The sequence below is a fragment of the Canibacter oris genome (assembly GCF_014197205.1).
In the GTDB taxonomy this organism is placed as follows: Bacteria; Actinomycetota; Actinomycetes; order Actinomycetales; family Microbacteriaceae; genus Canibacter; species Canibacter oris.
In genome coordinates, this window is sequence record NZ_JACIFD010000011.1 from 1 (window position 1) to 14,254 (window position 14,254).

General features: G+C 55.9%; 16 protein-coding genes. 11 read left to right on the top strand and 5 right to left on the bottom strand.

Annotation, left to right across the window (positions count from 1 at the left end; all coding sequences use genetic code 11):
* Window positions 1-750, bottom strand: a 750-nt coding sequence (locus F5897_RS05725) for a transketolase family protein (RefSeq protein ID WP_484482097.1), incomplete at its 3' end; no start/stop codon positions are given.
* Window positions 751-881: 131 nt separating this feature from the next.
* Between F5897_RS05725 and F5897_RS05730 the strand changes: the two genes are divergently transcribed.
* On the top strand, window positions 882-1,841 hold the full coding sequence (locus tag F5897_RS05730) for a heme o synthase (protein WP_124824050.1): 960 nt from the start codon (window positions 882-884) through the stop codon (window positions 1,839-1,841).
* 170 nt (window positions 1,842-2,011) lie between these two features.
* Here F5897_RS05730 and F5897_RS05735 read toward each other — a convergent pair whose 3' ends face one another.
* Entirely contained in the window at window positions 2,012-2,905 is an 894-nt protein-coding gene (locus F5897_RS05735) for a COX15/CtaA family protein (protein ID WP_183304823.1), read from the bottom strand.
* A gap of 171 nt (window positions 2,906-3,076) precedes the next feature.
* Here F5897_RS05735 and sufB point away from each other — a divergent pair, with 171 nt between their 5' ends.
* The 6 genes from sufB (at window position 3,077) to abc-f (ending at window position 8,834) form a co-directional block, all read left to right on the top strand.
* The gene (gene sufB / locus F5897_RS05740) at window positions 3,077-4,495 is read left to right on the top strand and encodes a Fe-S cluster assembly protein SufB (RefSeq protein ID WP_124824052.1); all 1,419 of its coding nucleotides are present in this window, start codon (window positions 3,077-3,079) and stop codon (window positions 4,493-4,495) included.
* 3 nt (window positions 4,496-4,498) lie between these two features.
* Window positions 4,499-5,653 (top strand): Fe-S cluster assembly protein SufD, encoded by a 1,155-nt coding sequence (gene sufD, locus F5897_RS05745; protein ID WP_124824053.1) that lies wholly within the window; start codon window positions 4,499-4,501, stop codon window positions 5,651-5,653.
* Entirely contained in the window at window positions 5,654-5,986 is a 333-nt protein-coding gene (locus F5897_RS05750) for a non-heme iron oxygenase ferredoxin subunit (protein ID WP_124824054.1), read from the top strand. It begins immediately after the preceding gene.
* Between the two features lie 2 nt (window positions 5,987-5,988).
* Window positions 5,989-6,738 (top strand): Fe-S cluster assembly ATPase SufC, encoded by a 750-nt coding sequence (sufC, locus tag F5897_RS05755; RefSeq protein WP_183304824.1) that lies wholly within the window; start codon window positions 5,989-5,991, stop codon window positions 6,736-6,738.
* Window positions 6,739-6,830: 92 nt separating this feature from the next.
* The gene (locus tag F5897_RS05760) at window positions 6,831-7,157 is read left to right on the top strand and encodes a metal-sulfur cluster assembly factor (protein ID WP_124824571.1); all 327 of its coding nucleotides are present in this window, start codon (window positions 6,831-6,833) and stop codon (window positions 7,155-7,157) included.
* 78 nt (window positions 7,158-7,235) lie between these two features.
* Window positions 7,236-8,834, top strand: a complete 1,599-nt coding sequence (gene abc-f / locus F5897_RS05765; protein WP_183304825.1) for a ribosomal protection-like ABC-F family protein — start codon at window positions 7,236-7,238, stop codon at window positions 8,832-8,834.
* A 79-nt stretch (window positions 8,835-8,913) separates the two neighbouring features.
* Here the strand turns inward: abc-f and F5897_RS05770 are convergent, their stop codons facing one another.
* Complete coding sequence (locus tag F5897_RS05770) at window positions 8,914-9,798, bottom strand: SURF1 family cytochrome oxidase biogenesis protein (RefSeq protein WP_183304826.1); 885 nt, start codon at window positions 9,796-9,798, stop codon at window positions 8,914-8,916.
* Window positions 9,799-10,005: 207 nt separating this feature from the next.
* Entirely contained in the window at window positions 10,006-10,368 is a 363-nt protein-coding gene (locus F5897_RS05775; protein ID WP_183304827.1) for a DUF3099 domain-containing protein, read from the bottom strand.
* An 88-nt stretch (window positions 10,369-10,456) separates the two neighbouring features.
* Here F5897_RS05775 and fabG point away from each other — a divergent pair, with 88 nt between their 5' ends.
* Entirely contained in the window at window positions 10,457-11,170 is a 714-nt protein-coding gene (fabG, locus tag F5897_RS05780; RefSeq protein WP_183304828.1) for a 3-oxoacyl-ACP reductase FabG, read from the top strand.
* A gap of 68 nt (window positions 11,171-11,238) precedes the next feature.
* On the opposite strand, the gene serB is transcribed toward fabG, so the two are convergent.
* Window positions 11,239-11,877, bottom strand: a complete 639-nt coding sequence (serB, locus tag F5897_RS05785) for a phosphoserine phosphatase SerB (protein WP_183304829.1) — start codon at window positions 11,875-11,877, stop codon at window positions 11,239-11,241.
* A 100-nt stretch (window positions 11,878-11,977) separates the two neighbouring features.
* On the opposite strand from serB, the gene F5897_RS05790 reads away from it, so the two are divergent.
* The 3 genes from F5897_RS05790 to F5897_RS05800 all read left to right on the top strand — a co-directional run bounded on the left by F5897_RS05790 (window position 11,978) and on the right by F5897_RS05800 (window position 14,127).
* Window positions 11,978-12,763 carry an ABC transporter ATP-binding protein gene (locus tag F5897_RS05790; RefSeq protein WP_183304830.1) on the top strand — a complete coding sequence of 262 codons (786 nt, stop codon included), beginning with the start codon at window positions 11,978-11,980 and terminating at the stop codon, window positions 12,761-12,763.
* Window positions 12,764-12,938: 175 nt separating this feature from the next.
* Window positions 12,939-13,187: a type B 50S ribosomal protein L31 gene (locus F5897_RS05795; protein ID WP_124824062.1), complete on the top strand. Its 249-nt coding sequence runs from the start codon at window positions 12,939-12,941 to the stop codon at window positions 13,185-13,187.
* A gap of 109 nt (window positions 13,188-13,296) precedes the next feature.
* Entirely contained in the window at window positions 13,297-14,127 is an 831-nt protein-coding gene (locus F5897_RS05800) for an aldo/keto reductase (protein ID WP_183304831.1), read from the top strand.
* Window positions 14,128-14,254 lie beyond the last annotated feature (127 nt).

Consider the following 14,254-nt stretch of genomic DNA (forward strand, 5'->3'; position numbering starts at 1 on the left):
TGTGTCTGCTTGTGCCTCAGCAATCGCATCATAAAGAGCGTGCACATCTTCGTCGTAACCCTCAGCTTTGCGCCAGTTAACGTCAAGCACCTGCCAGCCGTAGGAGCGGTAACGTGCTGCAACATCCTCGGTGAACGCGATATCGGTGTCGTCCTCAATCGAGATTTTGTTGGAGTCGTAAATTGCAATGAGGTTGCCGAGCTGTTGATGGCCGGCGAGAGAAGCAGCCTCAGCTGTTACACCCTCTTGAATGTCGCCGTCGCCGGCGAGCACATATGTGAAGTGGTCGAAAGGGCTTTCGCCAGCCGGTGCATCAGGGTCAAAAAGACCACGTTCGTAGCGCTGCGCGTAAGCGAAACCGGTTGCAGATGCCAAACCCTGCCCAAGTGGGCCGGTGGTAATTTCAACGCCTGCGGTGTGCCCGTACTCTGGGTGCCCCGGGGTTTTTGAGCCCCAGGTACGCAGGTCTTTGATGTCTTGCAGCTCCAACCCGAAACCACCTAAGTACAGCTGCACATACTGAGTGAGTGAGGAATGACCGATAGACAGGATGAAGCGGTCACGCCCTAACCAGTCGGTGTTTTTTGGATCATGGCGCATCACCTTCTGATAAAGCAGGTACGCCACGGGGGCCAAGCTGATTGCACTGCCGGGGTGCCCGTTGCCTGCCTTCTCGACTGCGTCTGCTGCTAGCACGCGCGCGGTGCTTACGGCAAGGTCATCAGCGGCTGTCCACTCAAGTGGCTTCATTGCGTTTTCTCCTGGGTTGCTTGAAAAATCAATATCAAAAGCGTACTAAAATATATTACCGCTTCGGCGAGGTGGCTGTCTGAACAAACGACACAGCATTCCTTGAACTTTAAGGCGTAAAATGAGCGCTGATGTCTACACAAGCTTGCACCCCAGAAACCAGTGCTCCTAGAGCAGCTGTGAAGCCAACTCTGATGAGCACAGTTAAAGCCTACGTGGCACTCACAAAACCGCGCGTAATGGAGCTACTTCTGGTGGTTACCGTTCCGGCAATGATTCTTGCTGCCCGCGGGTTACCTGACTTGTGGCTGGTGATTGCAACGCTCATCGGCGGTGGTGCGAGCGCCGGTAGTGCGGGCGCGTTTAATTGTTACATTGACCGCGATATGGATCGCAAGATGAACCGCACCAAGGGGCGGCCGCTGGTAACTGGGGAGATTAGCGATCGCAATGCCCTTATTTTCGCTTGGGTGCTGGGGATCTTCTCAGTTGTGTGGATGGCTATTTTCACCAACTGGTTAGCAACGCTGCTGACCGCGCTTGCCAATTTCTTCTATGTTGTGATTTACACCCTGATTCTGAAGCGGCACAGTGAACAAAATATCATTTGGGGTGGAATCGCCGGCTGCTTCCCGGTGCTGATCGGGTGGGCTGCAGTTACCGAAACCTTGAGCGCTGAAGCCTGGATTTTCTTCCTGGTGATTTTCTTGTGGACCCCGCCACACTACTGGCCACTCTCAATCAAGTACCGCGAAGACTATGCAGCCGCCAGCGTGCCGATGCTTGGCGTGGTGCGGGCCCGCAGCACTGTAAGTTTGCAGATCATTCTGTACACTTGGGCAACCGTGGCTTCTTCGCTGCTGCTGATTCCGGTAGCGCCAATGGGGTGGACATACACCGTTATTGCTTTTATTTCAGGCGCGTATTTTATCTACGAGGCTCACAAGCTTTACGGCAAAGCTATTCGCGGCTCTGAGGGTAAGCCAATGCGCGTCTTTCACGGCTCTATAGCCTACCTCACGGTAATTTCGCTTGCGATGGCGCTGGATCCACTGTTACCAGCATGGAACCAATTCCTGCCTGTTAATTAGCCTTGCGTTAGTAAGCCTTTCGCAGGGTGCTGTGCACAGCAGTTCCGCGCTGCTTTTTCGCTAAGCCCTTTGTGTGGTGCTATAGAGGTATTTCTGCGCAGCTGTGCTTGTGCGCCCGGGCGCTGAGCGCAAAGTCTGAGATTAGCACAATCCGCATACCAAAAGTTTTGCTAGAAAGCCGTTTTCACGGTTTTCAGGCGCATAATCAAAACCACCAGGGTCGCAACAGTTAAGGAAGCCAAAACCATATGCACCCCAACTGCGAATGCTGGCAGACCGTTGCGTGCTTGATACACGCCAACAAAAATTTGCACTGTCATCAGCAGCAGCAGCGCAATGCTCCACCGAGTAGTCGGGTATTCTGACTGAATCGACCACACCACCAGCAGCAGCAAAAGCCCGGCGGTGATATACCCCGGCCAGGAGTGCAGGTGCGCCAGCAGCGAGGCATCAAAGCCGTCACGAATTACGCTGATATCCCCAGAGTGCGGGCCAGCTCCCGTGGTGAAAATCCCGAAAATTACGGTGAGCAGCATCATAAAGGAAGTCAGGTGAGTGAAACTCGCAAAACTTGGCGACACCACCCGCACCCGCGGCCCCGCCGGCTCGTACATCCGCACCAGGTAGGCCGCGGTGATTGCAACCAAAACGACTGAGAGGAAATAGTGCACCCCGACCAGGTTGGCGTTGAGGTGGAACCACACCACCATGCCACCGAGCAGTGCCTGAGTCAGCACCAGCGCCAAAACAGTGCTAGCCAAAACTGTTAATTCTTTGCGTCGAGGTTGCAGCCGCAGCGAGAGCACCAAAACGATAATTGCGGCTAACAGGATCGGCCCCGAAATGGTGCGATTGCCGAACTCAATCAGACCATGGATGCCCATCTCTGGGGTTGTCACAAGCGAGTCTTTGGTGCACAATGGCCATTCGCTGCAGCCCAGCCCCGAACCTGTTAAGCGTACTGCGCCGCCGGTGCCAATAATCACCACGTTTAATATGAATGAGAGCCAGGCGGTGAAACGCAAAAATTTTCCCGGGGTTTGAGATGTCCGCGGCTGCGCCATGAAAATATGCTCCTTGTCAGGAAAATCGTATTTTGTTCGTTACAATTAAAACCAAAGAAGTTTGTAAATTCCTCATAAAAAAGGAGTACAGCTTCTACATTACTCCACTGGCGGGGCGAACTGTTCTTAAAGGAGTAGCGCGCCGTGCGGTGAAACCCAAGGAAAGGTGCAATGACAGAAGTTCTCATTGATCGCCCGGAGCTGCAAGAGCTTGGTAACTACGAGTTTGGTTGGCACGACCCAGATGCTGCTGGTGAAAGCGCTAAACGTGGCCTGAGCGAAGCAGTTGTGCGCGATATTTCTCGTTTGAAGAACGAGCCAGAGTGGATGCTTGAGCGGCGGCTCAAAGCATTGAAGATTTTCGAGCGCAAACCAATGCCGTCTTGGGGTGCAGATCTCAGCGAGATCGATTTTGACAACATCAAATACTTTGTGCGCTCCACCGAACGCCAGGCTACCACCTGGGAAGACCTGCCAGAAGACATCAAAAACACCTACGAGCGTCTCGGTATTCCAGAGGCGGAACGGCAGCGCCTGGTGGCTGGTGTTGCGGCGCAGTACGAGTCAGAGGTGGTGTACCACCAGATTCGGGAGGATCTCGAAGCACAGGGTGTGCTCTTCCTAGACACCGACACCGCGCTAAAAGAACACCCGGAAATATTTAAAGAGTACTTCGGTACCGTGATTCCTTCCGGTGATAATAAGTTTGCTGCGCTAAACACTGCGGTGTGGTCCGGTGGCTCTTTCGTATATGTTCCAAAGGGTGTGCATGTAGAGATTCCGCTGCAGGCATACTTCCGTATCAACACCGAGAACATGGGGCAGTTTGAACGTACTCTGATTATCGCTGATGAGGGCAGCTACGTGCACTACATTGAGGGTTGTACTGCGCCCATCTACAAGACTGACTCTTTGCACTCAGCGGTTGTTGAGATTATCGTGAAGAAAAATGCTCGCGTGCGGTACACCACGATTCAGAACTGGTCTAACAACGTATACAACCTGGTGACCAAGCGTGCGATTGCGGAAGAGGGCGCGACTATGGAGTGGGTAGATGGCAACATCGGCTCTAAGGTCACCATGAAGTATCCGTCAATCTACCTCACCGGCGCTCATGCCAAAGGGGAGACCCTGTCAGTTGCTTTCGCGGGCCCTGGGCAACATCAGGACGCCGGTGCGAAAATGATCCACCTGGCGCCATACACGCAGTCATCAATCGTGTCGAAGTCTATTGCTCGCGGAGGTGGCCGTGCCGGCTACCGTGGTGAGGTGAAAATCGCTGAAAATGCGCACCACTCGGCAAACTCGGTGATCTGTGACGCTTTGTTGGTGGATCGCATCAGCCGCTCAGACACCTACCCGGCAATTGATATTCGCGTTGATGATGTGCAGCTCGGTCACGAAGCTACGGTGACCAAGGTGAGCGAGGCGCAGCTGTTCTATTTGCAGAGCCGTGGCCTTGACGAAACCGAAGCAATGAGCATGATTGTGCGCGGCTTCATTGAGCCAATTGCGCGCGAGCTGCCGATGGAGTACGCGCTGGAGCTGAATAAGCTCATCGACATGAGCATGGAAGGATCAGTGGGCTAAGGTATGGGCATTACACACGATAAAACTGTGCCGGTGCAGACCCGCTCCGAGCGTCCGACCTCTTTTGCGGTGGCTGATTTTGCCGCGGTAACTGGGCGGGAAGCAGAATGGAAATACACTCCTGTTGGAGAACTGCAGGCACTGTTTAATGACGCGCTGGTAACCGCTAAACCAAGCGTGAGCATGGAGCCGGTTGCGGGCATTGAAACCACTTTTATCGCTCGCAGCGATGCGCGTCTGGGTTCGGTTTACGCGCCAGAAGATCGTGCGGCCGCGCAGAGCTACACCGCAGCTGAGGCACTGCTGATTAAAATCACCGGTGACGACGCGAAAGAGGCCGTGATTCGGCTCAGTGACTACGGCACCGCGGCTGCGGCGGGGCTCATCTTTGTGGACGTGGCGCCGCAGGCACACGCCACTGTGGTATTGATTCAAGAAGGCGCTGCTGAGCTCACCGAAACCGTGGAGATTAAAGTCGGCGACGGCGCAAACCTCACCCTGGTAGCAATCGGGGAGTGGGATGATGACGCAGTGCATGTTTCTGCGCACCACGCGGAGCTGGGGCGCGACGCGAAACTGAAGCACATTGCGGTCAACATGTCCGGCAAGGTTGTGCGGGTTAATCCGTCTGCGCACCTCACCCACAAGGGTGGTGACGTCGAGATGTACGGGCTGTACTTCGCTGATCCTGGGCAGCATTTAGAGCATCAGGTGTGGATCAACCACGTTGCTCCTAACTGCCGCAGCCGGGTTAACTACAAGGGCGCATTGCAGGGTCGTGGATCACACACCGTGTGGATCGGTGATGTGCTGATTGGCCCGGAGGCAGTCGGCACTGACAGCTATGAAGAAAACCGCAACCTGGTTTTGGGCACCGGACCAATCGCGGATTCTGTGCCAAACCTGGAAATTGAGTGCGGCGACATTGAGGGCGCGGGTCACGCTTCGGCAACCGGCCGCTTTGATGAGGAACACCTGTTCTATCTGATGGCGCGCGGCATTGACGAGCTAACCGCCCGCCGCCTGGTGGTGCACGGCTTCCTGAACGAGATTGTGCAGCAGATTGATAACGAAGAGATTGCTGCTGAACTGGCTGAGCGCTTGAGTGCTGAGCTTGCTCGCTCTGATGCCGCTATCATCGCTGGAATGGAGCGATAAGTGAGCTTTGAGTTTGTGTGCGAAGCCGCTGCAGTGCAGGTAAACACGCCAAAGAAAGTTGATGTTGCTGGCCAGCCAATTGCGCTGGTGCGCGACTCAGCTGGCGAGCTTTTTGCGATCGGTGATCGCTGCACTCACGGTGACATTTCTCTTAGCGAAGGCTTCGTGGAGGACGACACCCTTGAGTGTTGGGCGCACGGCTCACAGTTTTCTTTGGTTACCGGGTGGCCCCGAAACCTGCCGGCCTATGAGCCTGTGCCCGTTTACACGGTTAAAGTTGAAGATAACAAAATTTATGTAGATCCGACGCCGATCTATAAGGAGAACAACTAGTAATGGCAACTCTAGAAATTCGTGACCTGCACGTTCAGATTGAGACTGACGGCGGCACCAAGGAAATCCTGAAGGGTGTAGACCTCACCATTAACTCCGGTGAGATTCACGCGATTATGGGCCCTAACGGCTCTGGTAAATCAACCCTCGCATCAACTATCGCCGGCCACCCAGATTATGAGGTGACCAGTGGCTCAATCACGCTTGACGGCGAAGATGTGCTGGAGATGGAAGTTGATGAGCGCGCCAAGGCCGGGCTGTTTTTGGCGATGCAGTACCCGGTAGAGATTCCGGGCGTTACCATGGCTAACTTCCTGCGCACCGCGAAAACTGCGATTGATGGCGACGCTCCGGCTATTCGTCAGTGGATGCAGGATGTGCGTGGCGCTATGGAAAACCTGCGTATGAGCGGGGAATTCTTGGAGCGTAATGTCAACGAGGGCTTCTCGGGCGGTGAGAAAAAGCGCGCTGAGATTCTGCAGCTGGAGCTTTTGAAGCCAAAGTTTGCACTGCTGGACGAGACTGACTCCGGTCTTGACGTGGACGCGCTGCGTATCGTGTCAGAGGGCGTTAATCGGGCGCATCAGGCAAACGACATGGGCGTGATGCTGATCACCCACTACACTCGTATCCTGAATTACATTAAGCCAGACTTCGTACACGTTTTTGTGGACGGAAAAATTGCTGAACAGGGTGGCGCTGAGCTGGCGGCACGCCTGGAAGCAGAAGGCTACGACCGCTTCCAACATTAAGCGGAAGCGCTTTAAGGCTGGTTTGCAGTGCGGGGATAGGATAAACTAGCCCCACACTCGTTTGAAAAGAGAAAATTGTGACGCAAACACAGATTACCGAAATTGATCCGGAGTTTCGGGAGCAGGCGCTGGAGGCGTTGAAAAACGTCGCCGACCCGGAGCTCGGCGTAAACATTGTGGATCTCGGCCTGATTTATGATTTAGCTTATGATCAGGCAAATGATGCCCTGGTTGTGAGCATGACGCTGACGAGCGCCGGCTGCCCGCTCACAGATGTCATCGAGAATGACATAGCGGAGGCGCTTGACGGGCTGGTTGGGGCGTTTCGCATCAACTGGGTGTGGATGCCACCTTGGACTCCGCAGCGAATCACTGACGACGGGCGCGATATGATGCGGGCCCTGGGCTTTTCAATTTAACAGCTAGTAAGCAAACGGCAGCAGGGCATCAGTCCTGTTGCCGTTTGCTGTCGGAAACAGGTCGAAAACAGGAAACCCATGATCTCTGTAGAAAATCTCGCCATTGATGTGGGAGCTAGGCGCCTGATGAGCGATGTCAGTTTTGTGGTTAACCCGGGAGATAAAATCGGGCTGGTGGGGCGTAACGGCGCCGGCAAAACCACTCTCACCAAGGTGCTATCGGGTGAGAAAGAAGCCACAGAGGGTAAGGTGCATGTGCGCGGTGAAATCGGATTTTTGCCGCAGGATCCGCGCTCTGCAGACCCCGAGCAGCTAGCCCGCCATCGCATCCTTGACGCGCGCGGGCTGGGTACGTTGCAGGCACAGCTCGCTAAAGCGAGTGAGCAGATGACGCACGATGATCCACAAATTGCAGCTAAAGCAATGAAGCGTTTCGGAAATCTCACAGATCGCTTGCACGCGCTCGGCGGATACGCGGCCGAGAGTGAAGCCGCGACCATCGCGCACAACCTGGGGCTGACACCGCGGGTGCTGGAGCAGCCGCTCGGGGTGCTCTCTGGTGGGCAACGGCGCCGCATCGAGCTGGCGCGTATTCTGTTTAGCGACGCACAAACGCTGATTCTTGACGAGCCCACTAACCACCTTGACGCCGATTCAATCGTGTGGCTGCGCACCTTCCTGCGTAACTACAAGGGCGGGGTGATCGTGATCAGTCACGACGTTGACCTCATCGACGAAACCGTGAACCGGGTTTTCTACCTTGACGCAAACCGGCAGGTAATCGATATCTATAACATGGGCTGGAAACACTATCAGCGCCAGCGTGCGGCTGATGAAGAACGGCGCCGCAAAGAGCGTGCCAACGCCGAAAAGAAAGCCGCAGATTTGAAAGAGCAGGCGGCGCGTTTCGGAGCCAAGGCATCCAAAGCCGCAGCGGCGCAGCAGATGGTACGGCGTGCTGAAAAGATGCTTGCCGGGCTGGAGGAGGCTCGGCAGCTGGACGTGGTCGCGAGACTGCGCTTCCCAGATCCGCAACCGTGCGGCAAAACCCCGCTGCAGGTCAGCGGTTTAACCAAGAGTTACGGGTCGTTAGAAATTTTTGCGGGGGTGGATCTCGCCATCGATCGCGGCAGCAAAGTCTTGGTTTTGGGGCTTAACGGTGCCGGTAAAACTACCCTGCTGCGACTTCTTGCTGGGGTTGACACGCCTGACACGGGAGAGGTGGTCGCGGGTCACGGGCTGAAAATTGGCTACTATGCGCAGGAGCATGAAACCCTCGACGTTGAACGCTCCGTGCTGGAAAACATGGTTTCTGCGTCGCCGCATCTGACCGAAACTGAGGCGCGCAAAGTGCTGGGGTCGTTTTTGTTTAGCGGAGATGATGTGCATAAACCTGCGGGGGTGCTGTCGGGCGGCGAAAAAACCCGGTTGGCGCTGGCAACGCTGGTGGTTTCCAGCGCCAATGTGCTGCTGCTTGATGAGCCAACCAACAACCTCGATCCCGCCAGTCGGGAAGAGATTTTGAACGCGCTAGCGGGCTTCACTGGGGCAGTTGTTTTGGTGAGCCATGATCCTGGAGCAGTTGCGGCGCTGAATCCGGAGCGGGTGTTGATTATGCCGGACGCAACCGAAGACATTTGGAGCCCCGAGTACCTGGAATTGATTGAGCTGAGCTAGGTGCGCCGGTGCGGTCCGTGTGCCGTGCATAATGCTTGCGCCGGTTTAGGCAGTGTCGAGTTGCGCTTATTGCGCCGGTTTAGGCGGCGTCGAGCAGCGCATCTTCCTCTTCGGCGTCGCTGGCACCGCGGCGAGCACGTCGCTTCGCCTCACGAATACGGGCTTGCTGCTCCATGTGTGCAACCTTTTTAGAGCCGCGATTAAAGTGCTTAAATTCTTGCCGCGCGGCGTATCCGATGCCGGTCCCGGCAATCGCGATAAACACAATCCACTGCAGCGCATAAGATAGGTGCGGGCCTTCATCGAGCAACGGTTTCGGGCTTATTTCGCCGCTGTCAAAATATGGATTTTCGGCGGTGAGCATCGCGTAGACCGCGGTTGCAACTTCCGCGTCCGGGGCAAGCCCCGTGACGGTGGTAAGCTCGGCAGTGTTAATGCTGCCGGTGCTGTGCACGGTGGAACGGCTGCCAGAAATCACCGCTTCACTGCCCCGCAGTCGGCCGGTAAGCGTGACCTGGGTGCCGGTAGGAGCTAGCGGCAGCGCCGCGAAGTCAGCCCGGCCTTTCTCGTCTACTGCCTCCGCCACCCAGCCGCGATCCACAAAAATAATCAGCCCCGAGGTGGTTTTAAACGCCTGCACTAAATGGCTCCCGGTGCCACCGGAGCCCGGGCGGTTGCGCACCAGCGCGGGAGTGCCAAGATATTCGCCGGTGGCTTCAAAGGGCAGCCATTTTTGGCTGTCGGCATCGAAACTGTTTGGGTCTGGCAGCACGGTGGTGAGTGGCTGCGGTGCCTGATCATAGTTATTAACGATGCGCGCAATCTCAGCTTTGGCCTGTTCGCGCCGATCAAATTGCCAGTTAGACAGCAGCACGCAGGCAACCGCGAACACCGCGAGCATCGCGTAGTAGCCCATCCAGCGCGGGGAATACAAAAAGCGCCAGCCTGGATACTCTTTACTCACAGCTGCTCAACTCCTGTCACTTCTGTCAAAAAATCCCGGGCGGTAAGAAACTCCTGTAAATAGGGTAGATGAGCCTCGCACGCGAGCCAAATTTTGTGCCGGCCGTCGCGATGAATTTTGGGGTTCGCCCACTTTAGGGCGTACTCGGCAGGCTCCTGACACCGCGCCCGGGAGCAAATCAGGGCGGGCTGATCCGCAGCAAAAAAATCAAGCATCGGCATCGGGCAGTCGCTCGCCTGTGGCGCGACGGTCGGTGAAACTGTCAATTACTATAGTGTGAGGGGTGGATCTATCCGCCGCAGGCTGCTGCGGCGCAGTCAGGGCGAGCGGTGCCACAGCGGTTACCGCTTGCTCGGTAGGTGCGGCCGTGATGTTCGCAATCATCACCGCGATTGAGGGTAAGAAAATCGCTCCAAGGGCAGGAATTACCGCCCACCAGCCGGGCGCGATGAAGATAATCACAACGCAAATCGTACGTATCAGCATCGCGATTGTGTAGGCGCGCATCCGTTGCTGCCGATCCGTTGCCGGATCGATGCCAGCGCTGGTTACGTTAAATGATTCAGACATCACACCTCCCGCTACCAGTTTAATTGGTTTCAATGGCTGTAGGCTTAGATTGTTAAGTGATAACTTCCAGAATGCGAGTGAGGTTCGTATGTCTACTGCAAGAACTGTTTTGGTGACCGGCGGCAACCGTGGCATCGGCTACGCGATTGCGGAGCGCTTGGTTGCGGCGGGGCATCGGGTTGCGGTAACTAGCCGCAATGGTGCCGGGGGGCCGGCCGGCGCGCTCACCGTGAAAGCTGATGTTAATGACGCTGCGAGCATCGACGCTGCTTTCACCCAGGTTGAAAATGAGCTGGGCGCGGTTGAGGTGCTGGTCGCGAACGCTGGCATCACAAAAGACACGCTGCTGCTGCGAATGTCAGAGCAGGAATTTACCGACGTTGTGGACACCAACCTCACCGGCACCTTCCGTGTAGTAAAACGTGCCGCGAAGGGCTTTTTGAAGGGCCGCTTTGGGCGCGTCATTATGATTTCAAGCGTGGTTGGTCTGTTCGGGTCTCCGGGGCAGATTAACTATGCTTCTTCTAAGGCAGCGCTGGTGGGCTTTGCGCGCTCTCTGACCCGTGAGCTGGGTAGCCGTGGTATCACCGCGAACGTGGTGGCTCCCGGGTTTATCTCGACCGACATGACCGCGGTGCTGCCGGAGGAGCAGCAACGGGCTTACCTATCGCAGATTCCGGCTGGCCGCTTTGGCGAGGCGCAGGAAATCGCAAACGTGGTGAACTTCCTGGCGAGTGATGAGGCCGGATACATTTCTGGCGCGGTCATTCCGGTTGACGGTGGCCTCGGCATGGGCCACTAAGATTCTGTGGTGGAGCGCCCCGGCTAGACTCCCGCACTGCGCGGACATATCGCCGGGGCGCTGCTGTTTCAGGCAGCGGTAAAGAGTGAAATTACCCGCTTCAGGCTGTCATCTACGATGAGATCTGCGTGCTCGCGCACCACTGGTTTAGCTTTAAACGCGACCGCTGATCCAGCAACCCGCATCATTTCTAAATCATTCGCTCCGTCGCCGATTGCGATGGTGTGGCGCAACTCCGTGCCGAACTGCACCGCCCATTTTTGCAGATACTGGGCTTTGGTCTCAGCGGTGACTATTTCCCCTTGCACCCGTCCGGTGAGTTTGCCGTCTTGTATCTCCAGGCGGTTGGCATGATAGCAATCAACCAGGTGGTGCGGGAGGATCAGGTCAAGCACCTCCATAAAACCGCCGGAAACCACACAAACTTTGCCGCCTGCGGAGTGCGCTGCCGCGGCGAGTTCGGTGAAACCTGGGGAGAAGGTGATTTGCGTGGCAACCTCTTTGAAGATGCTCTCCGGAGCCCCGGCCAAGGTTTTGACGCGCTCGCGCAGGCTCGTGGCGAAGTCGTATTCACCGCGCATCGCCGCTGCGGTGATTGCGGCAACCTCGGCGCGGCTGCCGGTGTGTTCTGCGAGCAGCTCAATAACTTCTTGCTCTATGGTTGTGGAATCGCAGTCAAGCACTAGCAGCGGAGAAAAATTAGTCATAGCTTTGAGTTTAGCTATTTTCTGTCGAAAAACGCAGCCACTGCGAGCTTTAGCCGCGTGGCACAGCTGATTTTTTGTGCGGTGTCGTAGGGTAAGTTACATGGCAAAGGTGATTAGCTTTGAGAACGTCAGCTACGTGCGCAATCAACGCGCGATTTTGAGCGACTTGAATTGGAGCGTCGACAGCAGCGAGCGCTGGGTAATTCTGGGGCCGAACGGCGCTGGGAAATCAACAATGTTGAAACTCGCTAGCGCGGCAGACCATCCGTCTGCCGGGGTGGTGCAAATTTTAGGGAAGCAGCTTGGCAAGGTTGATGTTTTCGAGCTGCGCACTGCGATTGGTGCGGTGACTCGTGCCACCGAGCGGTTGATTCCTTTTAACGAGACGGTGCTCAACGTGGTGATGACCGCGGCCTACGGAGTCGCCGGCAGATGGCATGAAGACTATGAAGATTTAGATGTGCGTCGTGCCACGCGGGTGCTGCAAGAGTGGAATCTGGCGCACCTGGCAGAGCGTAACTACGGTACGCTGAGCGACGGTGAACGCAAGCGGGCTCTGCTGGCGCGCGCGGTGATGACCGATCCCGAGTTGCTGTTGCTTGATGAGCCGGCGGCCTCGATTGATCTCGGCGGTCGCGAGCAGTTGCTGCAGTCTCTTTCTGGATTTGCGCAGTCACCGGCTGCGCCTGCGATGGTGATGGTGACTCATCATGTAGAGGAAATTCCGCCGGGGTTCACTCATGTGCTGCTGCTGAACGGTTCGGGGCAGGTGCAGGCTCAGGGGGAGCTGCAGCAGGTATTGACCGCGGAGAATCTCAGTGCGGCTTTCGGGGTGAACCTGGAGCTGACGCTGCAGCACGGTCGTTATTTTGCGCACGCGCGCTAACTGCGGCTAGTCGCGGCGTGGCCGCGGTAATGCCTTGGTGAAGCCGCAGCAAAGACACGGTGAGAAAAAATCGCAAAAACTCCGGTTATCTGCTATTCTTGGTGGATGGTGCGACTTTGTTCGCAAACTGGAGGCGGCAAAGCCCGCAAAACCAATCAATTTTTGAAGGAATAATATGAAGACCGAAATTCACCCGAGCTACGCGCCGATCGTTTTCCGCGACCTTGCGTCAGGTGAGACCTTCCTGACTCGCTCAACCCTGACCAGCGACAAGACCATTGAGCTCGACGGTGTAACCTACCCAGTGCTTGATGTTGAAATCTCAAGCGCTTCACACCCGTTCTACACTGGTAAGCAGCGCATCCTCGACTCTGCAGGTCGTGTTGAGAAGTTCAACCAGCGCTTCGCAGGCTTCGGTCAGTAAAGCCCTGATGTGCAGAAAACGCCCGACACAGTTCGGGCGTTTTTCGTCTCAGATTTAAGTGGCTGCGTAGGCAAGCAAATTTAGTTAGTAAGAAGCAGAGGTAATAATTATGACCATTCCAGTGCTGCGGTTTAACGACGGCAATGAAATTCCACAGCTCGGTTACGGGGTGTGGCGAGTTCCTAACGATGTAGTCGCCGAGGTTGTGGACGTTGCGCTTAAGACCGGCTTCCGCCACATCGACACCGCCCGCATCTATGACAACGAGAGTGGCACCGGCGCTGCAATCGCTGCCAGCGATGTGCCACGCGAAGAGATTTTTGTGACCACCAAGCTGTGGAATGATGACCAGGGTTATGACAGTGCTTTCGTGGCTTTTGATAAGTCGCTTGAAAAACTGGGTTTGGAATACCTTGACCTCTACCTGATTCACTGGGCAAAACCGCAGGCGGGTAAATACCTGGAGTCTTGGAAAGCGCTTATCGAGTTGCAGCGCAGCGGTCGCGTAAAGAGCATCGGGGTGTCTAACTTCCCAGCGGCTGAGCTGGAAGAAATCATCGCTGAGACCGGCGTAGTTCCTGCGATCCACCAAATCGAATTGCACCCTTACTGGAATCAAGCTGAGCTGCGCCAACTGCACCAGAAGCACGGGATTCTGACCCAGGCTTGGAGCCCGCTCGGGCAGGGCGGCGAGGTGCTGCAGGATCCGGTAATCGTGAAGATTGCTGCAGCGCACGGTGCGACCCCGGCGCAGGTGATTATTGCATGGCATTTGGCACTTGGAAACGTGGTGATTCCGAAATCAGTAACTCCGCAGCGCATCGCCGAAAATTTTGCCGCGGCAAAGCTGCAACTGAGCGCCGAGGAGGTTGCTGAAATTACTGCGCTGTCAAAGGCGGATGGGCGGATCGGCCCGGACCCAGCTGACATCGATTTTTAAGTAAATTTCAGCAGCTGGAAGTTGCCGCAGGGGTCTGGGCCGCGTGTCTGACATCTGCGGCAATTTATTTTTGTGCGTGCCATCAGGGTAAACAGGTTTTGAACTGTAAATTGGGTAGTTTTAACAC